Annotated in this window: 17 protein-coding genes, 1 other RNA gene and 1 pseudogene; 14 read left to right on the top strand and 5 right to left on the bottom strand. The window is 54.8% G+C overall.

All coding sequences use genetic code 11. From position 1 onward, the window contains the following. Positions 1-52: 52 nt before the first annotated feature. Positions 53-366: signal recognition particle sRNA (gene ffs, locus TIRI35C_RS09125), an RNA gene on the bottom strand. A 124-nt stretch (positions 367-490) separates the two neighbouring features. On the opposite strand from ffs, the gene TIRI35C_RS09120 reads away from it, so the two are divergent. From TIRI35C_RS09120 to TIRI35C_RS09055, 14 genes are all read left to right on the top strand, one after another. After that, positions 491-1,927: an FAD-dependent oxidoreductase gene (locus tag TIRI35C_RS09120; RefSeq protein ID WP_188202599.1), complete on the top strand. Its 1,437-nt coding sequence runs from the start codon at positions 491-493 to the stop codon at positions 1,925-1,927. Next, complete coding sequence (locus tag TIRI35C_RS09115) at positions 1,924-2,427, top strand: 4Fe-4S dicluster domain-containing protein (RefSeq protein ID WP_188202598.1); 504 nt, start codon at positions 1,924-1,926, stop codon at positions 2,425-2,427. Before TIRI35C_RS09120 ends, TIRI35C_RS09115 begins: the two co-directional genes overlap by 4 nt. Positions 2,428-2,432: 5 nt before the next feature. Further along, positions 2,433-2,705 (top strand): (2Fe-2S)-binding protein, encoded by a 273-nt coding sequence (locus tag TIRI35C_RS09110; RefSeq protein ID WP_188202597.1) that lies wholly within the window; start codon positions 2,433-2,435, stop codon positions 2,703-2,705. Further along, positions 2,698-3,864, top strand: coding sequence for an NAD(P)/FAD-dependent oxidoreductase (locus tag TIRI35C_RS09105; RefSeq protein WP_188203182.1), 1,167 nt, complete (start codon positions 2,698-2,700; stop codon positions 3,862-3,864). The genes TIRI35C_RS09110 and TIRI35C_RS09105 overlap by 8 nt, the downstream gene beginning before the upstream one ends. A gap of 80 nt (positions 3,865-3,944) precedes the next feature. Further along, positions 3,945-4,622, top strand: a complete 678-nt coding sequence (gene pyrH, locus TIRI35C_RS09100) for a UMP kinase (RefSeq protein WP_188203181.1) — start codon at positions 3,945-3,947, stop codon at positions 4,620-4,622. Between the two features lie 79 nt (positions 4,623-4,701). Next, complete coding sequence (locus tag TIRI35C_RS09095) at positions 4,702-5,004, top strand: hypothetical protein (RefSeq protein ID WP_188202596.1); 303 nt, start codon at positions 4,702-4,704, stop codon at positions 5,002-5,004. Further along, a complete protein-coding gene (locus TIRI35C_RS09090) occupies positions 5,001-7,202 on the top strand; it encodes a potassium channel family protein (protein WP_188202595.1) in 2,202 nt (733 codons plus the stop codon). Before TIRI35C_RS09095 ends, TIRI35C_RS09090 begins: the two co-directional genes overlap by 4 nt. Positions 7,203-7,215: 13 nt before the next feature. Then, complete coding sequence (locus TIRI35C_RS09085) at positions 7,216-7,359, top strand: hypothetical protein (RefSeq protein ID WP_188202594.1); 144 nt, start codon at positions 7,216-7,218, stop codon at positions 7,357-7,359. Between the two features lie 58 nt (positions 7,360-7,417). Further along, a complete protein-coding gene (locus TIRI35C_RS09080; protein ID WP_188203180.1) occupies positions 7,418-8,737 on the top strand; it encodes an NAD(P)/FAD-dependent oxidoreductase in 1,320 nt (439 codons plus the stop codon). 248 nt (positions 8,738-8,985) lie between these two features. Next, the gene (locus TIRI35C_RS09075) at positions 8,986-10,731 is read left to right on the top strand and encodes an endonuclease/exonuclease/phosphatase family protein (protein ID WP_188203179.1); all 1,746 of its coding nucleotides are present in this window, start codon (positions 8,986-8,988) and stop codon (positions 10,729-10,731) included. A gap of 32 nt (positions 10,732-10,763) precedes the next feature. Then, positions 10,764-11,303 (top strand): RNA 2'-phosphotransferase, encoded by a 540-nt coding sequence (locus TIRI35C_RS09070; RefSeq protein WP_188202593.1) that lies wholly within the window; start codon positions 10,764-10,766, stop codon positions 11,301-11,303. A gap of 50 nt (positions 11,304-11,353) precedes the next feature. Beyond that, positions 11,354-12,628 carry a C69 family dipeptidase gene (locus tag TIRI35C_RS09065; RefSeq protein ID WP_188202592.1) on the top strand — a complete coding sequence of 425 codons (1,275 nt, stop codon included), beginning with the start codon at positions 11,354-11,356 and terminating at the stop codon, positions 12,626-12,628. A gap of 2 nt (positions 12,629-12,630) precedes the next feature. Then, the gene (locus tag TIRI35C_RS09060) at positions 12,631-13,887 is read left to right on the top strand and encodes a glycoside hydrolase family 1 protein (protein WP_188203178.1); all 1,257 of its coding nucleotides are present in this window, start codon (positions 12,631-12,633) and stop codon (positions 13,885-13,887) included. 24 nt (positions 13,888-13,911) lie between these two features. Continuing rightward, positions 13,912-15,264: an ATP-binding protein gene (locus TIRI35C_RS09055; RefSeq protein WP_188202591.1), complete on the top strand. Its 1,353-nt coding sequence runs from the start codon at positions 13,912-13,914 to the stop codon at positions 15,262-15,264. Positions 15,265-15,427: 163 nt separating this feature from the next. Here TIRI35C_RS09055 and TIRI35C_RS09050 read toward each other — a convergent pair. The 4 genes and pseudogenes from TIRI35C_RS09050 to TIRI35C_RS09035 form a co-directional block, all read right to left on the bottom strand. After that, positions 15,428-16,558, bottom strand: a pseudogene (locus TIRI35C_RS09050) (family 4 glycosyl hydrolase); the annotation flags it as partial. Then, a complete protein-coding gene (locus TIRI35C_RS09045; RefSeq protein WP_188202589.1) occupies positions 16,559-17,356 on the bottom strand; it encodes a PIG-L deacetylase family protein in 798 nt (265 codons plus the stop codon). Next, the gene (locus TIRI35C_RS09040; RefSeq protein ID WP_188202588.1) at positions 17,353-18,687 is read right to left on the bottom strand and encodes an MFS transporter; all 1,335 of its coding nucleotides are present in this window, start codon (positions 18,685-18,687) and stop codon (positions 17,353-17,355) included. Before TIRI35C_RS09040 ends, TIRI35C_RS09045 begins: the two co-directional genes overlap by 4 nt. Beyond that, positions 18,668-19,768, bottom strand: a complete 1,101-nt coding sequence (locus tag TIRI35C_RS09035) for a polysaccharide deacetylase family protein (RefSeq protein ID WP_188202587.1) — start codon at positions 19,766-19,768, stop codon at positions 18,668-18,670. The genes TIRI35C_RS09040 and TIRI35C_RS09035 overlap by 20 nt, the downstream gene beginning before the upstream one ends.

The following is a 19,768-nucleotide window of genomic DNA, read 5'->3' as shown; positions in this document are numbered from 1 at the left end:
TTGCATTCTCCACGCATACAGAACACCACGAATCCAGAAGGGCTGCTAGCGGCGGCGGGCGCGCCCGGGGGTGGGAACCCTCCACCGTCCCCTTCCACCGGGGCTCGCTCACCCCCGCTACCCCACGAGCGCCGAACGTCCCGCCTACCGCTGCTCCCTTCCGGGCCTGGCGGGGTTCGGCGGGCAAAGGGAGTTAGCGGAGCCCTCCAGCTCCGCCCCTCCCACCGCCGGCCCCGTGGGACGAGGGATCACCGTTGTGCCCCGGCTTCCGGGGACGGCTTTGGGAACCGCCCCCCGGGCTTCGGCCCCGGCATATCGACGGTTTCCGGTTGCAGGGGACGCCGAACCCCCCGGCCTAGCCCGCCGCCAGCTAACTTATCCTTGGGCAGATATATAAAGCTTTGGTAGGCTCGAAAACCAAAGGTTGCCCACCATTGGATTGAAAAATTTTCATAAATGCATGAACGAATAGGTGCATGGGTGATACACCGTGCGCTTAACTGAGCATCCCCTTCTGCGTTTTGAGCGTGGCAGGGAGGTCACTATATATTTTGAAGGGAAACCTATCAAAGCCTACGAGGGGGAGACGATAGCGACTGCCCTACATGCCTCTGGAATCCGGGTTCTCAATTATTCAGCCAACGAAAAGCGCCCCAGAGGGCTCTTCTGCGCAATCGGCAAGTGCTCCTCCTGCTTGATGATCGTGAACGGAATCCCCAACGTCAGAACGTGCATAACCCTCGTCGAGGACGGAATGAGGATCGAGCCCCAGCACGGAAAGGCCAGACTGCCGGGGGAAGCAAAGCCCCCGGAGTTCAAGGAGGCGAAGGTCGTAAGGGCGGACGTTGTTATAGTGGGCGGCGGTCCTGCAGGACTGATGGCGGCCATCCATGCCGCCGATGCCGGAGCAAGCGTCGTTCTCCTAGATGAGAACCCGATGCTCGGCGGCCAGCTCGTCAAACAGACCCACAAGTTCTTCGGCAAGCGCGAGCAGTTCGCGGGAGTCAGGGGAGTGGAGATAGCGAAAATCCTTGAGGACGAGGTCAGGAAGAGGGAGAACGTTAAGGTCTTCCTTGAAACCTCCGCCGTCGGCATCTTCCAGGAGGGTGAAGAAAAACTCGTCTTGGCCGTCAGGAACAACCGCGAGCTGATTGAATTCCGCGGAAGGGCGGTTATCGTAGCAACCGGCGCGATGGAGAAGATGATACCCTTCGAGAACAACGATTTACCGGGAATCTACGGCGCCGGAGCCATTCAGACCCTCATGAACACCTACGGTGTGAAGCCTGGCGACAAGGTTCTAATCGTTGGGGCCGGAAACGTGGGGCTTATACTGGCGTACCAGCTCATCCAGGCCGGCGTCGAGGTGAAGGCGATAGTCGAGGCCATGCCGAAGGTCGGCGGCTACTTCGTGCACGCGGCGAAGGTCAGACGGTTAGGAGTTCCGATACTCACGAGGCACACCATCCTGCGCGCCGAGGGGAAAGAAAAGGTCGAGAGGGCAGTAGTGGCACAACTCGACGAGAACTGGAACGTTGTTCCCGGAACGGAGAAGGTCTTCGAGGTGGACGTCATAGCTTTAGCGGTTGGCCTGAGGCCCAGCATAGAGCTCCTCCACCAGGCCGGCTGTCAGATAAAGTATGTTAGAGAGCTCAGCGGGCACGTGGCAGTTCGCGACGAGTGGATGGAGACCACAGTCAGGGGAATATTCGTCGCCGGCGATTCTGCTGGAATAGAGGAAGCCACAACTGCAATGCTCGAAGGAAAGATAGCTGGCATCGCCGCCGCCCTGAGGCTCGGCATAGCAGACGAAAGCTGGCTGAAAGAGATGGAGAGGGCCCAGAAAGACCTCCTGGAGTTCCGCTCCGGGCCCTTCGGCAGGCACGTGCTTGATGGTATAAAGAAGGCCTTGGTGGTGAGAGAATGAGTGAAATTCCCTCCTACCTCAGAAACGGTTACATAACACCGGAGGAGCTTGAAAAGTTCATCCCCCTGCCGAGCGAGGAGAGGCTGAGGAAACGGCCGGTTGCGATTCCCGAGTGCCCGCAGGAGATACCCTGCGCCCCGTGCAGGGAGATATGTCCTACCGGGGCGATAAGCATGCCCACCCCGAACGACCTGCCGATAGTCGATTACGACAAGTGCATCGGGTGCTCCCTCTGCGTGCAGATCTGTCCAGGTCTCGCTTTCTTCATGGTGCACTACGTCGGTGACAGGGCGAGGATAACTATGCCCCATGAGCTCCTTCCGGTTCCAAAAAAAGGGGAAGAGGTCGTTCTCCTCAACCACATTGGAGAGCCGGTTGGAAGGGGAAAGGTTCTCACCGTCGTACCGAGGGAGAAGAGCAAAGGAGACACGCCAATAATCATCGTCGAGGTGCCGGTGGAGCTGGCGTGGGACGTCCGCGCCGTGAGGGTCGAGAGGTGATAAAAATGGCCGGGAAGAAAATAGTCTGCCGGTGTAACGACGTCACCGTTGAGGAAGTCGAGGCGCTCATAGATTCTGGCGTCACCGACATCGAGGAGCTGAAACGGCTCCTCCGCATAGGGATGGGCCCCTGCCAGGGGAGAACCTGCATTCCCATGGTCCTCGGCATACTAGCCAGAAAGACCGGAAGGAGGCAGGAGGAGATACCGCTTCCGAGGGCGAGGGTTCCGATTCGGCCCGTCCGCGTTGAGGTTCTCGTGGGTGGTGGCGATGAGTAAGATAGCGATTATCGGCGGCGGAATAATAGGCGTCGCAACTGCCTACGAGCTGGCCAAGCTCGGGGAAGAGGTAATCCTCTTCGAGAAGAACTACTTCGGCTCCGGCTCGACCTTCCGCTGTGCCACAGGAATAAGGGCGCAGTTCACGGACGAGGCCAACATCAGGCTCATGAAGTACTCCGTTGAGCGCTGGGAAAAGCTTGAGGAAGAGCTCGGCTTTGATATAAGCTTCAGGCAGACCGGTTACCTTTTCCTTGCCACGAGCGAGGAGGAGGTTGAGGCGTTTAAGGCCAACATAAGGCTCCAGAACAGATTCGGCGTTCCGGCCAGGCTCATCGGCATGGACGAGGCGAAGGAGATAGTGCCCATCCTTAACACCGAGCCCTTCCTTGCCGGCGCATGGAACCCGGAGGACGGCAAGGCGAACCCCTTCAAGACGCTCTTTGCCTATCTATTCCGTGCTAGGGAGCTCGGCGTTGATGCGCGCGAGCACACGGAGGTTATAGGCTTCGAGCGGGAGGGAGATGCCATAACCGCCGTGAGGTTCAGGAGCAACGGGAAGGTCGGGAGCGTTAGGGTAGATGCCGTTCTGAACGCGGCCAACGCATGGGCGCCCCTCATCAACGAGATGGCCGGCCTCAGCAGAGACCTCATACCCATCACGGCCTACAAGCACCAGCTCGTCAAGACCGAACCGCTCGAACCCGGCCAGGCCGAACCGTTGGTGTGCCCGCCGAGCTGGAACGACGCCTACATAATCCAGGATGGGGAGGACGGCGGAATAATCTGCGGTGCCGGGATAGAGCACAAGGCTAAAGGCTTAGACGACTACGAGCCGACCTACGACTTCCTGCGCGGCGTTCTGGAGTATGCCGTCAGAATCGCCCCGCCGCTCCGCTACGCTCACGTTGTCCGCCAGTGGGCGGGCTTCTACGCAAAGACGCCGGACAGCAATCCCGCCATCGGAAGGCTCCTCGACAACTTTTACATTGCCGCAGGCTTCAGCGGCCACGGTTTCATGATGGCGCCGGCCGTTGGGGAGGCGATGGCCGGGCTGATATCGAAAGGCCGTTCCAAGGTTCCGCTTGACTGGGAGTGGTACGACCCGTACAGGTTCGAGCGCGGCGAGCTGAGGAGTTCGGCGTTCCAGATAGGTTGAGTCCCTTCTCCTATTCTTTCGACATCCCCACGGCAAGAAAAAGGTTATAAATCCTGCTGATTAGCACCGTGAGGGTCATCATGAGGATAGTCTTCGATATAGGCGGATCGGTTCTCGTGCCAGATGATCCGGACGTTGATTTTATCGGCAAGATGGCTTACGAGCTCATCAAGATAAGCGAGGACCACGAGGTTGCAGTGGTAGTCGGCGGCGGAAAAGTCGCCAGAAAGTACATCAAGGCGGCAAAGAGCTTCACGCCCAACGAGACCTTCAAGGACTACATCGGCATACACATCACGAGGGCCAACGCGATGCTCCTCATAGCGGCTTTGGGTGAAAAGGCCTATCCCTTCGTCATCCAGGACTTCAGGAAGGCGTGGGAGGTCATACAACTCAAGAAGATACCGATAATGGGCGGAACTCACCCGGGCCACACGACCGATGCAGTCTCTGCTCTGCTCGCCGAGTATCTCCAGGCCGACCTCCTGGTGGTTGTCACCAACGTCGACGGCGTCTACGACTCCGATCCTAAAAAGAACCCGAACGCGAGGAAGCTTGAAAAGATAACCCCCGAAGAGCTGGTTGAGATAGCAATGGAAGCGGAGAGCAAAGCCGGAGGAAGCGGAGTTGTGGATGCTTTAGCGGCAAAGTTCATCCAGCGCGGCAGGATAAAGACCTATATCGTCGGCAAAAAGGATGCGTATCATCTCTTCGACGTTGTGAGGGGCAAGCACAGCGGGACGGTAGTGGAGCCTTGAACATTTTTATTTCAATGTTGATTGTACTTCCATATGATGACCAAAATGCTTTTATTGCTAAGCCACGTAACATGCAACCATGTGCAGGATGGCGCACTTCGGGAACTGCGACCCCGAGACAGCTGACCAGGAGTACTGTATTTTTCACAAGCCGGACAAGACCGAGGAAGAGGTCATTGAATTCTACAGAAAGTTCTTGAAGAGGTTCAAGCCAAAGATTGAGGAGATCGAGGTTGATGGAGAGAAGAAAAAGAGGCTGGTTTTTAAGGAGCCTATTGATGCGAGGGGGTATGTGTTTCCGAGAATAGACCCTCCGTTCCCTCTATTTTTGTTTTTGTTGGTTAGGGGGATATTGAGGAAATTGTGTTCTTGGACAAAGTGAACTTCAAAGAGGCAATCTTTAAGGGTGATGTGCTCTTTATAAATTCTACTTTCAAAAAAGATGTTATCTTTGCATATGCGAAGTTTAGGGGTGATGTATTCTTCTCCTACTCTCACTTTGAGGGAGATGTGTACTTTGATAAGGCACATTTTGAAAAAAGATATAGTTTCTTTGAAGCAAAGTTTAAAAATGTCAGTTTTTGTATGGCGGAGTTCGATGGGAGAGGTCAGGGAATGAAGGGGCCGGTAATATTCGGCTTTAATAGGTGTGAGTTTTCAGGAGAATCAGACTTTTATAAAGTAAAATTCCGTGATAATGTTAGTTTTGAGGGTGCTGTTTTTAAGAAATACACACTTTTTTTCGGTGCAACTTTTGAAAAAGATGCGAATTTTAAACATGTTAAATTCGACTTTACCTCTGGTTCGGAGTGGATCATTCCAAAGTACCAAAATGAAGACGTTGAAAGAATCTTCTTAGGTCTTAGGGACATTCGCAAGGATATTCAAAATGATAATCATGGCCCACCATTTATACATCCGCATGAAGTCGAATACGAAATGACTTTGGGGGGAGACATTGAAAAGACCTTTAGAAAGGCAGTATTTAAAGGCCAGACTAAGTTTAGTTACTCAACTTTTAGAGGATTTGCAGATTTTAAAAATGCCCGATTTGAGAATGATGTTGAATTTATACAAGTAACATTTGAAAGTGAAACAGATTTTTTAAACGTAGTGTTTGAAGGAAAGACGGTATTTAACTATTCAACTTTTAAGAAAAGGACATATTTTGCATGGTTTCCAGAGTGGTCGTCCACTCCCGAAAATGCTAGTTTTAAGAAATATTGCTCGTTTGAAGGAGCCCGATTTAGTGATGAAGTATCTTTTACTAATGTTGAGTTTAGGGGAGGAATTAATTTTTATAATGCTCATTTCGGCAAGAGGGTTGCGTTTACAAAAGCTAAATTACATGGAGATTCCACTATCAATTACGTCAATTCAGAATTTTTGGGAAGTGCACAATTTGATCAGGCTGAATTTTATAACCCTGCCTTTTTTGAGCACTCTGTATTTAAAGATACAGCTACCTTTGACTTTGCTAGTTTCAAGGAAAAAGTAACCTTTAACTTCGCCACATTTGAGAAGGGAGCGAGCTTTAAGAATGCCGAGTTCCATGGCAATGTTCACTTTGAGGATGTCGAATTCAAAAAAACAGTGGAATTTCAATCAGCAAAATTTGAAGGAGATGCTATCTTCAACGGATCAACTTTCGAAAAACGCCTAATTTTTGTGGAGAAAGACACCTCCAAGGAACCTAAACCCAAGTTCCATGGAAAACTCGAACTTTCAAATTGCGATTTTCGGCAAGGAGTTAGCTTTGTAATACTACCAGCATCTAACACAGAAAATGCCGTTAGGGAGATTGAAAGTCAGTTGGAGGAGCTATTTGATTCTAGTTCACCAAGTTACGCATACGCTCTCCAAGAAGCCGCAAGAGTTCAACGTTTAAGCTTTGAAAATGAAGGAAAGCGAGAGGAAGCTGATCAAATGTTTGTTGCAGAAATGCGTGCTCGGAGAAAAATACGAATGATAGATGCGATAGATGCTCTTAGTAGTGGAAAAAAATGGCCTGTTTTTAGAGCGATGCTATACAATTTCCTAGAGTGGCTGATGGGAGACTTATTTTCAAACTATGGTACTGGTTGGGCGAGGCTTTTGTACACAGGATTGGGAATTCCCCTCCTGTTGTTCCCTATTGTCTATATCTTCAGCCAGTATTCCGCGTTTGGAATAAACCTCGGTTTTATACTTACTCTAGCAGTAATTTCCAGCTTGATTGGAGCGTTTACCTCCCAATTCTTCGATATAGAACTTAAAACAAAAGCCAAAGTCAAATTGGCTATACACTCAACCGGGATCTTTGGTATTTTGTGGACTATATTCGCCCTTGGTACTACTCTAAATCCCAAAGGTTCAATATGTATTTCCACTGCGGACTCAGTGTGTACTCCAATTGGAATGTCCGGAATTGAGGGTATTTTCAACGTTCTGTATTATAGCATGGTCACCTTCACCACCCTTGGCTACGGCGATATGCACCCAACGGGCTGGCTCAAAGCCTTGAGTGCAATCGAAGCCCTAACTGGAGCCGTCTTCATGGCGCTCATCGTCGCTGTGATAGCGAGGAAGTGGATGCGCTGAGGAGGAATGGCGAATGGAAAAAGCCCTCCTCATGCTCAAGGCGAGGCTCATTGAGGAGGAAGAGGGCGAAAGCCCTGAGGAAATCGAGGCACTCGAAAGGGAAGCACTTGAGAGCGGAAAAGACTGGGAAGAACTAAAGAAGGAGCTTGGCCTGTGAACCTAAGGTTAAGGCCAACTTTTTATACCTCTTCGCCCTTCTCCCTCCGGTGGTGCTCATGAAAGTTGTCGTTGTCGGTTCTGGTACGGCCGGAAGCAACTTTGCCTTATTCATGCGCAAGCTCGACAGGAAGGCGGAAATAGTAGTCATCGGAAAGGAACCAACGATGCAATACTCCCCCTGCGCCCTGCCTCACGTCATCAGCGGAACCATCGAGAAGCCCGAGGACGTTATCGTCTTCCCGAACGAGTTCTACGAGAGGCAGAAAATCCAGCTCATGCTCGGAACGGAGGTCAAATCCATAGATCGCGAGAGGAAAGTTGTGGTCACGGATAAGGGGGAAATCCCCTACGACAAGCTTGTTCTGGCTGTGGGTTCGAAGGCCTTCGTCCCCCCGATAAAGGGCATCGAGAACGAGGGAGTGTTTACGCTCAAGAGCCTCGACGACGTGCGGAGGATAAAGGCCTATATAACCGAGAGGAAGCCAAAGAAGGCCGTTGTAATCGGCGCCGGTCTAATCGGACTCGAAGGGGCCGAGGCCTTCGCGAAGCTCGGCATGGAGGTTCTGGTCGTTGAGCTGATGGACAGATTAATGCCGACGATGCTTGACAAAGATACCGCCAAGCTCGTTCAGAAGGAGATGGAAGCCAACGGAGTTTCCTTCCGCTTCGGCGTTGGGGTCAGCGAGATAGTCGGCAGTCCGGTCGAGGCCGTCAAGATAGGCGACGAGGAAGTCGAGGCCGACCTCGTCCTCGTCGCCACCGGCGTAAGGGCCAACGTTGACCTCGCCAAGGAAGCCGGACTGGAGGTGAACCGCGGGATAGTAGTTAACGAGCACCTCCAGACGAGCGATCCAGATATTTATGCGATAGGCGACTGCGCCGAGGTGATAGATGCCGTAACCGGCGAGAGGACGCTCAGCCAGCTCGGAACCTCCGCCGTCAGAATGGCGAAGGTCGCCGCCGAGCACATAGCAGGTAAAGACGTCTCCTTTAGGCCGGTCTTCAACACGGCCATAACAGAGCTCTTCGGCCTTGAGATAGGCACCTTCGGAATAACGGAGGAGAGGGCGAAGAAATCTGGAATAGAAATAGCGGTCGGAAAGTTTAAAGGCTCGACGAAGCCGGAATACTACCCCGGTGGAAAGCCTATAACCGTCAAGCTGATTTTCAGGAAGTCCGATAGAAAGCTCATCGGCGCCCAGATAGTCGGCGGGGAAAGGGTGTGGGGCAGGATAATGACGCTCTCCGCCCTAGCACAGAAAGAGGCAACCGTCGAGGACGTCGTTTACCTTGAGACCGCCTACGCCCCTCCGATAAGCCCGACGATAGACCCGATAAGCGTGGCTGGAGAGATGGCCCTCAGGAGATTCCGCTGAGTGGGGCTCCAGACTTTTTCTCCCTTCTTCGCCCCAAGTTCGCCCTCCCTTCAATCGTTCCCGGGTTAGTGGCCTTTACCATAGCGCGCTACCACTACGGCGTTTTCTTCACTCTGGATTCCTCATGGCGATGCTCGGGGTGTTTCTCGTTCTTCTCTCCACCAGCCACTACCCTTCTTCCTCTGAGCCGTTGGAACATCAACAAAGTTTAAGTGCCCTCCCAACAACTTGGGTTTTAGGTGATGGGTATGAACGTAGACGAGAGGGATAAAATACTGCTCGGTCTTGGAACGGGGGTGCTGCTGGCCTCGTCCCTCAGGATCTTTGTGGCCGGAGCGTACTCAAGCCTTGAGAAGACGTTCTTCTACGGAATGAACTTTCCATCCGGGCTGGGAATCCTCCTGCTCCTTTTCGCTGCATTCCTCGTCGGAAGGATGAGCAGAAAGGCTGGAGCAGCCCTAACAGCGGCCTATGCCATAGCGGTTCTGATAACCGATGCGACGGAATACACACACCTCGTGGCGGCTTTCGCCCTGCCGGTGGCCCTTGCGCTCGTCAAGGAGCTGGACGTGAAGTACCTGGCTATGGGGCTCGTCGCTGACCTGAGCCTCCGCGTCCTGGCTGTCGGAGCCGAGCCGGCTGACTTCCTGTACACGAGGGTTATCCTGGCGCTCTTCGTGCTCCTCGGTTCCTACGCCCTCTGGAAGGAACCGGGAACGCTCAAGAAGCCGGGCTTCGGCCTCTACGCTTTCGCCGCTCTCATCGAGCTTGGTCTCATCTACCCCAACGCGGTGATGCGCTACTCCGGAATGACCGTCTATTATCTCCCGGAGTTCGTCGGCTTCTCCCTGCTCCTCGCCCTGGCGATACTGCTCGGCCCCCACCTCGCGGGGAAGCCAGAAGCCGCGATGGCGCTCCTGATAATCGGCTCGGCGACGCTATTCCTTAAGCCCCTCTCTCTGGTCGGCCTGCCTATAGCCTTGGCCTCAACCATCGCCCTCGTTGAGAGCGCGAAGGGCAGCAGAGGAGGAGTCATCGGGGCTTTCTACATGTTCCTAATCGCAACGCTCGCCCTCGGGGCCTACGTCGGCAGGGACATCGGCCTGCCCTTCATGGAGGACAGGCTTGAGGCCCTTATCCTCGCCGCCTCGGTGGTTTATGCCCTCAGTGCCTACGGGAAGAGCGCAGAGGTAAGCCGTCCAAGCGTGAAGGAGATCATCGGCCCGCTCATTGGTCTCGTCCTGGCATCGGTCATAGTACTGGCGCTCTTCTACGTCGGGCCAACCTACAGCGAGGGGAAAAAGGACGTCCTCCTCTGGACCTACAACGTCCACCAGGGGTTCGGGCCGTACGACGGAACGTTCAACGGCTACGAGCTTGTGAACCTTTTGGCCGAGCAGAAGCCCGACGTGTGGCTCGCCCAGGAGGTCGTTGGCGGAATGATAGGCAACGCTTACCAAGACGTTCCCCTCTTCATCTCCGCCCACCTCGGCTATGCTTACGAGTACAAGCCCGCCGTTGAGGGGACCTACGGAATAGCGGTCTTCTCCCACTGGCACATGAAGACCGAAGGTGAGCTCAACCTGGAGAGCGTCGGCCAGGCGAGACCGGCTCAGAAGGTCTCCATCGAGGAGCTGGGCATAACCGTGGTAAACGTCCACATGGGGCTCAGCGAGGAGGAAAGGGCGATGCAGGCAGGGGAACTGCTAAAGTTCGCTGAAGCTTCGCCAGTTGCCCAAATAATAGCCGGCGACACCAACGCCGAGCCAGACGAGAGGGCGATAGAGATACTCACCCGCGACTACAGAGATGCTTTCTCCGAGAGGCCGCCTTATACCTTCCTCTGGGAGCGCAACGGGGTGGTTGACAAGGAGAACATAGACTACATACTGCTCAAGAAGGACTGGCCGGCAAAAGTCAAAGATTACGGCTGCCTCTGCGACGTCGTGGTGTCAGACCACAGACCGGTGTGGGCGGTAATAGAACTGCCGTGAGGTTTTTTATTTTTCATTCCCAACTTTTCTCCATGCCGTCGAGGGTTAAGGTCAGCAAGCTGATGGCCTACATTCTGCGGCATTCTCCAGAGGAGTTCGGGCTGAAGCCGGACATGGAGGGCTTCGTCCCGCTTGACGATTTAGTCAGGGCGCTCCAAAGGATTTATCCGGACGTTACCGGGGATTTTGTGAGGGAGATCGTTGAGAATGATGCAAAGGGCCGCTACGAAATCAAGGGAGATAAAATCCGCGCCCGCTACGGCCACAGCTTTGAAGTCAAGCTCAACCACGGGGAAGACACGGAAACAAAAATCCTCTACCACGGGACGCCGAGGAGGAACCTTGAGCGGATTCTGAGGGAAGGGCTCAAGCCTATGAAAAGGCAGTTCGTCCATCTAACAACAAGCAAAATCGAGGCCCTGGAAACGGGCAGGAGGCACGGGAAGGATGTGGTTCTTCTGATAATTGACGCTGAGTGCCTGCGGAGAAATGGCCTGAAAGTCTACAAGGCCGGGAGGAACGTTAGGATAGCCAAGCGCGTTCCGCCGGAGTGCATAATTCTTGAAGCGTGATGGAGGAAAGCCTATTATATCCAGCAGCCCAATGGTTTACGGGTGGAACCATGTGCGACATTCTCGTGGCCACTCCCGAGGCCACCAAGGAGGGAATAACCCTCTTCGCCAAGAACAGCGACCGCGAGCCAAACGAAGCTCAGATCCTTGAGTTCATACCGAGGATCAGGCACAGGGAGGAGATGGTCAGGTTAACCTACGTGGACTTTCCGCAGGTGAAGGAGACCTACGCGGTGATACTCTCCCGCCCCTGGTGGATGTGGGGGGCGGAGATGGGCGTGAACGAGTTCGAGCTGGCGATAGGCAACACAGCGGTTTTCACGAAGGTCAAGGTGCCTGAGAAGGGGATAACCGGAATGGACATGATACGTTTGGCGCTTGAGAGAACGAAGAGCGCGAAAGAGGCTTTGGAGTTCATAACCGGCATCGTTGAGGATGGCTTACAGGGTGGGAACGGGAGCAAAAGCCACAGGCTCTACTACTTCAGCTCCTTCATAATAGCCGATCCCAAAGAGGCCTGGGTTCTTGAGACCGTCGGAAAGGACTGGGCGGCAAAGAAAATCGAGGGTGTTTACTCCATCTCCAACGCCCTCACCATTGAGAACGACTGGGACATGGCATCTGAAGGCGTCGAGAGGCTTGCAAGAAAGGGGTCCTTTAGCTTTGCGAGGTACTTCTCGGACAGATTTTACACCCACTTCGCCAGGGGCAGGGAGCGGAGGGCCTTCACGATGAAAAAGCTGAGGGAACGTGAAGGCGAGATAACGCTCGAATACACGATGTCCCTTCTGCGCTCCCACTCCTTTGAACCTTACCGCCCGGAGAAGGGCTCGATGAGGGACATATGCATGCACTACGGTGGACTGACAAGGCCCTCCCAGACGGCTTCATCTCAAGTTTCCGAGCTTGGAAAGGGTATCCACTGGTTCACCGGAACTTCAAACCCCTGCCTGAGCATCTTCAAGCCGGTGAGCTTAGAGGGCGGCCTTCCGGACCTCGGAAAAACCCCCACTGATAGATACGATCCAGAGACCTACTGGTGGCACTTCGAGGCCTTCCACAGGAAGTTTCTGACGAACTACCGGGGCTACATCGATGACTTCGCCCGCGAGAGGGATAGGCTGCAGGGGGAGGTAATTGAGAAGGCGAGGGAGATCGAGAGGACACCGGAGGATATGAAAGCTTTAACGGAGTGGGCCTTCAGGGAAGAGGCAAGGCTCCTCGAAAGGTGGGAGAAGATTGTAAAGCCTGGAAAGCTCCCCTTCCTCTTCGGGCGGAGCTGGAGAAAGGTTAACGAAGAGGCTGGACTTGGGCTGGAGGGTTGAAGATGCTCAGGTTCCCGGACGGATTTCTCTTCGGAACTGCTACCTCGTCTTACCAGATAGAGGGTGACAACGTCTGGAGCGACTGGTGGTACTGGGCCGAAAAAGGAAAGCTCCCGCCAGCAGGAAAGGCCTGCAACTCCTGGGAACTGTACGAGAAGGACATCGGGCTGATGGCAACCCTTGGCTACAGGGCCTACCGCTTCTCGATCGAGTGGGGACGAGTCTTTCCCGAGGATGGAAAGCCGAACGAGGAGGCATTAATGCGCTATCAGGGCATCATCGACCTTCTCAACGAGAAGGGAATTGCCCCGATGCTCACGCTCCACCACTTCACACTTCCAACTTGGTTCGCCCTCAGGGGAGGCTTTGAGAGGGAAGACAACCTTGAGCACTGGAGGAGCTACGTTGAGCTGATAGCCGACAACATAGAGGGCGTTGAGCTAATAGCCACTTTCAACGAGCCGATGGTCTACGTCGTGGCCTCATACGTCGAGGGGATGTGGCCTCCCTTCAGAAGGAACCCGCTGAAGGCTGAGAAGGTCGCTGCAAACCTGATCAGGGCCCACGCCATCGCCTACGAGATTCTTCACGGCAAGTTCAGGGTCGGGATAGTGAAGAACCGCCCGTACTTCATACCTGCGACCGATTCTGAGAGGGATAAAAAGGCGGCCGGGGAGATAGACTACACCTTCAACCGCTCGCTCCTTGACGGAATCCTGAGCGGAGAGTTCAGAGGTTTCATGAGGACCTTTGACGTCCCCGTGAGCGGCCTTGACTGGCTCGGAATGAACTACTACAACATCATGAGGGTCAAGGCAGTGAGGAATCCGCTCAAACGCTTCGCCGTCGAGGATGCCAACGTGAGCAGAAAGACTGACATGGGCTGGAGCGTTTATCCAATGGGCATCTACGAAGGATTAAAGGCCTTTTCGGAGTATAACCTTCCGCTCTACGTCACCGAGAACGGCATAGCGACGCTCGACGATGAATGGAGGGTGGAGTTCATAATCCAGCACCTGGGGTACGTCCACAAAGCCATTGAAGAGGGCATCGACGTGAGGGGCTACTTCTACTGGTCGCTGATAGACAACTACGAGTGGGCCGAAGGCTTCAGGCCGCGCTTTGGGCTGATCGAGGTGGACTACGATACCTTTGGGAGAAAACCAAGGAAGAGCGCCCACATCTACGGCGAAATCGCAAAGAGGGGAGAGATAAGCGATGGGCTGCTTGAGAAGTACGGTCGTGGGGAAAAGCTTTAAATGCATAATCACAGATATATAACCATGATTATGCAAGAGTTCGTAAACCGCTCTGAGGAGCTGCGGAAGCTGGGGGAGTACCTGAAAAAACGCTCGCTCATCATAGTTTACGGTCGGAGAAGGGTAGGCAAGACGAGACTGATAATCGAGGCCCTGAAAGGCACTCCCCACGTGTACCACCTATGCAAAGAGGAAGAGCCCAGAGAAACGCTCGTCAGCCTCTCTAAAAAGCTCCACCGCGTTACGGGAGATATTAAATTCTTGGAGTACCCACCTTCCTCCTTCGATGAACTCTTTGATCTTCTGAGCGCTAGCGGAACAGTACTGGTTCTCGACGAGTTCCCGGTACTCGTAAAGAACTATCCCCGGATACTGGGTCTTCTTCAGGAGTACTGGGACTTCGGTGAGGGAGGGAGCATCATTCTGTGCGGTTCTAGTGTGTCAATGATGAAGAGACTCACGGACTACGGAAGTCCACTCCATGGCAGAAGAACCATGACAATTAAGGTTAAACCCCTGGAGTTCAGGCACATTGGAGGGTTCTTTCCGGGCTATTCTCCTGAGGAACTGGTTAGGGCATATGGCGTTCTTGACGGTATTCCCGAGTACCTGCTTCGCTTTGACCCCTCCTTATCGGTGGAGGAGAATGTGGTTCGGGAATTCTTCGGGAAGGGATACCTCTACGAGGAAGCTGAACTTCTCCTGCGCTATGAGCTCAGGGACCTGAGCACTTACAACACAATCCTTGAGGCAATAGCCTCTGGGTACACGTCCTTCAACGAGATCAGAACCAAAACTGGAATAGACGGCTCGAAACTTTCCCGTTATCTCTCTGTCCTTGAGGAACTGGAGATAGTCAGGAGAGAATACCCGGTGCTTCCTGGGGTTTCCAGGAGGAGGAAGGGTGCGAGGTACGGTCTATCGGACAACTACTTTGCCTTTTACTACTCCTTCGTCTATCCCTTCAAGGAGGAGATAGAGCTCGGCCTCCCCGATGTCCCTCTTGAGAACTTCAGGAGAAAGTTTAACCTATACCTGGGGAGGGTTTACGAGAAGGTGGCCCTTCAGCACATCATGCTCATCAACAGAAATGGAAAGCTTCCCTTCAGGTTCACCCGTATAGGGAGATGGTGGTGGAAGGGGGAAGAAGTCGACCTGGTAGCCTTGGACGAGAAAGAGAAAAGGGCCCTCCTTGTTGAGGTCAAGTGGAGGAAACTGGGCCCCAGAGAGGTCTGGGGAATAAGAAAAGACCTGGAGAGGAAAGCCGCCCTGATGGGACTTGACGGATGGGAGGTTCATACTGGCATAGTTGCCAGGGAGTTCGTGGAACGGCCGGCTCCCCTGCTCTGGGACATTCATGATATCACCGGTGAATAAATCCCTTTATCTCTTCCACATCACCCTCAGTGAACTGTGGCATCATGTCGAGGTGAGCCCTCATCAGCTCGGCCATGGCCCTCAGCCCAGCCTCGGCGTTGTGGACGACCGGGTCGAGGAGCACGGCTTTTATTACCTTCTCAACGTTTCCTTCTACCGCTGCCTCCGCCGATAACCGCTGTATCTCTGCCTGAACCCTGAGGAGGGCTAAAGCCTCCTGCGGGAGCTCGACGCGGAGCGGCTTCACTCCCTTCGGCGAGACCTCGGCCGGAACCTCTACTATCGTGCCTTCCGGCAGGTCGATGTAGTCCCTGTTGGGGACGTTTATGGCCTCCTGGAGCTTTTCCCTGCCCTCAAGCCCCTCAACGACGTTCATGGCAACGTCCGGGAACTTGACGAATCGGTTGAAGGCGAACTTGGGGACGAGACCGCGGAGGAACAGCCTCAAAAGTCTCCTTACCTCCTCCCCCTCCTTTCTCGTCCGCTCTATCCATTTCAGTCCCTTCTTCTCCTCCGGAATTAACGGCCAGGCGAAGCTAAGGTACTCGCCTATGTGGTTGTCGTCCGGCGAGGGGAATAGGCCGTACGCCATGTAGAGCAGCTGGCTCAAAGGCTCGAAGTCCGGCCTTTCCTTTAAGGCCTCGTCAAGCTGTGGATATGCATCCTCGCCGTTAATGCGGAGCTCCCTTATCCAGGTGAAGTGGTTCAGGCCGCCGGCGATGAGGCTTATCTCCCTCTCGTCGGCCTTCAGCAGGGGGGCCAGCATTTCCTTCCTCTCAAGGTAGCCCGTGCAGAGGCCGTAGACGTTCTTCAGCCCGGTGTAGTTCAGAACCGCGTAGGTCACCCTCGGCTCCGGGTTGGAGTAAATGAAGACCCGTGCGTCTCTGTTAACGTCCTCTATCCTTTTCGCTATCTCCAGAACCAGCGGGACGACGCGCAGGGTGTGGGAGAGTCCACCTAAACCACCGTTCTCCCCGAGAACCTGCCTGATGCCGTACCTATGGGGAATCTCGAAGTCCAGCCTCCAGCGTTCGTACCGCTCCTTCTCGACGGAGATGACCGCGTAATCGAGGCCGTAGTTTTCGAGCCCCTCGATGCTCTCAAGGGGAGTGACGGTGAAGCCTGCCTTGAAGGTCCTCTTTATCTTCTCCGCTAAGGCCGTTATGAACTTCCTCCGCTCGCCGTCTATCTCGACGAGATAAACGTCCGCGTTCCTCAAAACCTCGCTCGTGGCTATCGTGTAGAGGCCCAGAGGGGTGAATATGCTTCCGGCTCCGATGAAGGCTACTCTCATTCACAGCACCCCCGCAAGCGGGTTTGCGTGGAAGAGAACCGTGGGGAGAATCTTCATCCCCTCGCCGTATTTGAAGCCCGCCGTCTCCCCGTAGAACCTGGCAACGCTTTTCACGAAGACCTCCCACGAACTCCACTCGCTCCCGAACTGGCTCTTGTGGGCTTTCAAGGCCTTCAGCTTGAGCTTGAGGAAATCTCCTATGTCCTCAATGTAGTTTGGATTGTCCGTGTAGTAGAAGCCGAGGAGCCTCACCTCCCAAGGCTCCCCCTCCCCGACGCTTGGAAGGGCGGAGAAGAAGGCCGCCTCCCCCGTTGAGAACCCCGCGTTCCTGTGGTCTGGATGGACATCGTAGGGGAGCCATGGATCTGGAGTGAGTACGAGGTCGGGCTTTTCCGAACGGATTATTCGCAGTATTTCATCCCTGAGGTCCTCGCTGTGGGGGAGCTTTGTATCGGGGTAATCGAGCCAGATGAGCTTTTTGACGCCTATTATCTCCGCCGCCCTCTCCTGCTCCTCCCTCCGGACTTCCTTCAACTTCTCTGGCGGAATCTCTCTGCTCCCGGCCGATCCGTCCGTGAGGGTAAGGTAGGTTATCTCCCTTCTCCCCCGCGAGAGCTTGGCCAGTGCTCCCCCGATGGCGAGCTCGCAGTCGTCAGGATGCGGCTGGACGCAGAGGATCCTCTCAACGCCCTCGAAGGGCCTCTCCACGTCGAAGCCCAGGGTTTCCCTCAAAAGCTCCTTGAACTCGTCGGGAGAGACTCCCCTTAGCTTGGCCCTGGCAAGGAGAAAAGGCTTCAAGCTATCTCACCTCCCAGCAATTCCTGAGCGCGGCTCCTGAGTATCCCCCTGACCTCCTCCCTGTCCTTTGGATACTGATGCCTTATCCAGAGCCATACAAGGGCGCAGAGCGTCCAGAAGAGCGAGCCTATTATGAGTGTGTACTCGTAGGCCTGGGCGTTGGTGTAGCCCGCTTTTCTGAGCGCCTCGATCAGGAACCCGCCGAAGAGCGGGCCGAGGGCCTTTCCGACGTTATCTATGATGTTGAACACCCCGAAGACCGTCCCCCTGTCCTCGGGGAGGTTCACCTGGGAGATTATCGCCGTAACGTTCGGCCCCGCAAAGCTGACGAGTTGTAGGAGTCCTATCGAATAGAGCGCCAGAAGGGCCCACTGTAGTGGTGAAAGCTCCGATGGAAGGGGATAGACTATGACCCCGATCGCGGCGAGCATTCCAATGAAGATAGCTGCCCCGGTTATCAGCGCCCTGCCACCGGGGCTTCTCCTCTCGAAGTAGTCTCCCACGTAGCCTCCGACAAGGGTTCCTATGACCGTCGCTATCCCCAGAATCAGCAGAACGAAGGTCGCCGTCTCTTTCTCCATTCCCCTCGTCACTATGAGGAACGAGACGAGCCAGTACATCAGGACGCCCCAGGGGACGGTTCCGGCCAGGCCCTGGAGGAAGATGAGGAGGTTCGTTTTGGTTCTAAAGGACTTTCTAACCGCCTCCCAGCTCAGCCGGTAGGTGTACTCCACACCGCGTTCGATGAGCTTCCTGACCTCCTCCTCTCCGGCACCCCTCTTGGGTTCCTCGGCTATAACGTAGAAGAGGGGCGCGAGAATGAAGTTCGGAACCGAGGCGAGGATGAAGGGGAGCCTCCAGCCCCCTATCAGGCCCGCCATTATCATGCCAAAGAGGGTTCCGAAGCCGAAGGCGGTCTGTATGAAGGCGTAGCCCTTTCCGCGCTCCTCGCTCGGGAACATGTCCGCTATGAGGGAGTAGCCTATCGGGATTATCGAACCGACTCCAATGCCGGTGAAGAGCCTCATGAGGAGGAGCTCGTAGTAGCTGCTGACGAAGGCCGTCAGGAAGCAGGGTATCTCGCCGAGGAGAACGCCCACAACGAGGAGCTTCTTCCTCCCCTTGATGTCGGAGAGAAAACCCCAGACTATTGTTATCAGCGCGCTCGTTGCAACGAATATCGTTGAGACGAGTCCCATCTGGGTCTCGCTTATCCCGAACTCGGCCATTATCTGCTGGTAGTTTGGTGGTAAAAGGTTCTGGTCGGCCATCAGGAAGGCCGCCATCAGGACGAGAAGGAGTATGGAGAGCTTATTCCTTAGGTTTCCCATCTACACCCCTCCAGGCTTCATAGATTGCCCTAAACGCGTCAAGCCTCCTCTCGGGCAGGGGCTCCCAGCCCCTCGCATCGCTGTTCTCCGCCAGAAAGGCCTTCTCTCCCCACAGGTTCCGGGAGAGGGTGTTCAGCCTGGCGTTGCCTTCGTCGAGCCGCCATATGTCAAGGCTTTTATCGGGCGCCCAGCTTGAGGTTCTTAGGTATAGCTTCCTGCCCGAGTGCGGCAGCTCGCTGGGGAGCCGTGTCTCGCTGCCGAGGGCATCGAAGACCTCGAGAAAAGACTCCACAGTTATCGAATAGCCCGCCAGGTCACGGTAGCCTATGAACTCGATGTCTGTGCCGTAGAGCACTATATCCTCAAGGTTCTTCAGCCACTTCGCGGCCTTTCTCGGGTTCATCAGCGGGAACCTTCCGGCACCGAGCATGACAACGGTGTTCACGTTCACCCATACCGGTATCGCATCTATATCCCTGACAGCTTCGAGGGTCACCTTGCCCTGGAAGACGAGTTTCAGCGACTTCTTCAGCTCCCTCAGGCCGAAGAGGTAGTTGAGGTACCTGTTGCCCTCACCCCGCTGGGCTTTAATGAGGTGGGGGTAAAGGGGCTTCACGGGCTTTATCGCCCTGTTGAGGTGGCTGGAGAGTACGAGGGCTTCGCCGTCAACGAAGACTTCGCTATAACCGTTGTCCCTGAGTACGGCCGGCAGGATCGGGTCGTAGGCCAGCTCCGGCGGGAAGAAGAGCCTTGGAGAGACTTCGAGCAGGTTCTCCTTTGCCTCCCTGTCCCTCCTTATCTGGGCCTCAACCCTGTCGAGGCTCAAAAGAGGCAGTATCGCGTGGCTGTATGCTGTCCCGGTTACCTCTACCAGCCCCGACTCGATTCCCTCGCGTACGAGCCTCAGCACTTCCCCGGGGAGGATTTCGAGTGTAAAACCTGTGATGTTGAGGGCGAAGGGGATCTCCCTTTTGAGGAGAGCCGAGAGGACCGGCACGTAGGCCTTCTCGATGACCCTCCCTATCTCCCCCTTCGGTATCTCAGCGTACTGCAGGTTGCCGTGGAGGAGGAGAGCGATCAA

Origin of the sequence: Thermococcus camini (genome assembly GCF_904067545.1) — an archaeon.
Classification (GTDB): Archaea; Methanobacteriota_B; Thermococci; order Thermococcales; family Thermococcaceae; genus Thermococcus; species Thermococcus camini.
Note: the sequence above shows the minus strand (reverse complement) of the source record. Positions and strands in the feature narration are given on the sequence as shown.

Coding starts and splice junctions, on each gene's coding strand:
- TIRI35C_RS09055 (WP_188202591.1), top strand. CDS start 13,912: ATGATTATGCAAGAGTTCGTAAACCGCTCTGAGGAGCTGCGGAAGCTG.
- pyrH (WP_188203181.1), top strand. CDS start 3,945: ATGAGGATAGTCTTCGATATAGGCGGATCGGTTCTCGTGCCAGATGAT.
- TIRI35C_RS09115 (WP_188202598.1), top strand. CDS start 1,924: ATGAGTGAAATTCCCTCCTACCTCAGAAACGGTTACATAACACCGGAG.
- TIRI35C_RS09070 (WP_188202593.1), top strand. CDS start 10,764: ATGCCGTCGAGGGTTAAGGTCAGCAAGCTGATGGCCTACATTCTGCGG.
- TIRI35C_RS09085 (WP_188202594.1), top strand. CDS start 7,216: ATGGAAAAAGCCCTCCTCATGCTCAAGGCGAGGCTCATTGAGGAGGAA.
- TIRI35C_RS09110 (WP_188202597.1), top strand. CDS start 2,433: ATGGCCGGGAAGAAAATAGTCTGCCGGTGTAACGACGTCACCGTTGAG.
- TIRI35C_RS09105 (WP_188203182.1), top strand. CDS start 2,698: ATGAGTAAGATAGCGATTATCGGCGGCGGAATAATAGGCGTCGCAACT.
- TIRI35C_RS09065 (WP_188202592.1), top strand. CDS start 11,354: ATGTGCGACATTCTCGTGGCCACTCCCGAGGCCACCAAGGAGGGAATA.
- TIRI35C_RS09075 (WP_188203179.1), top strand. CDS start 8,986: ATGAACGTAGACGAGAGGGATAAAATACTGCTCGGTCTTGGAACGGGG.
- TIRI35C_RS09040 (WP_188202588.1), bottom strand. CDS start 18,687: ATGGGAAACCTAAGGAATAAGCTCTCCATACTCCTTCTCGTCCTGATG.
- TIRI35C_RS09080 (WP_188203180.1), top strand. CDS start 7,418: ATGAAAGTTGTCGTTGTCGGTTCTGGTACGGCCGGAAGCAACTTTGCC.
- TIRI35C_RS09060 (WP_188203178.1), top strand. CDS start 12,631: ATGCTCAGGTTCCCGGACGGATTTCTCTTCGGAACTGCTACCTCGTCT.
- TIRI35C_RS09095 (WP_188202596.1), top strand. CDS start 4,702: ATGTGCAGGATGGCGCACTTCGGGAACTGCGACCCCGAGACAGCTGAC.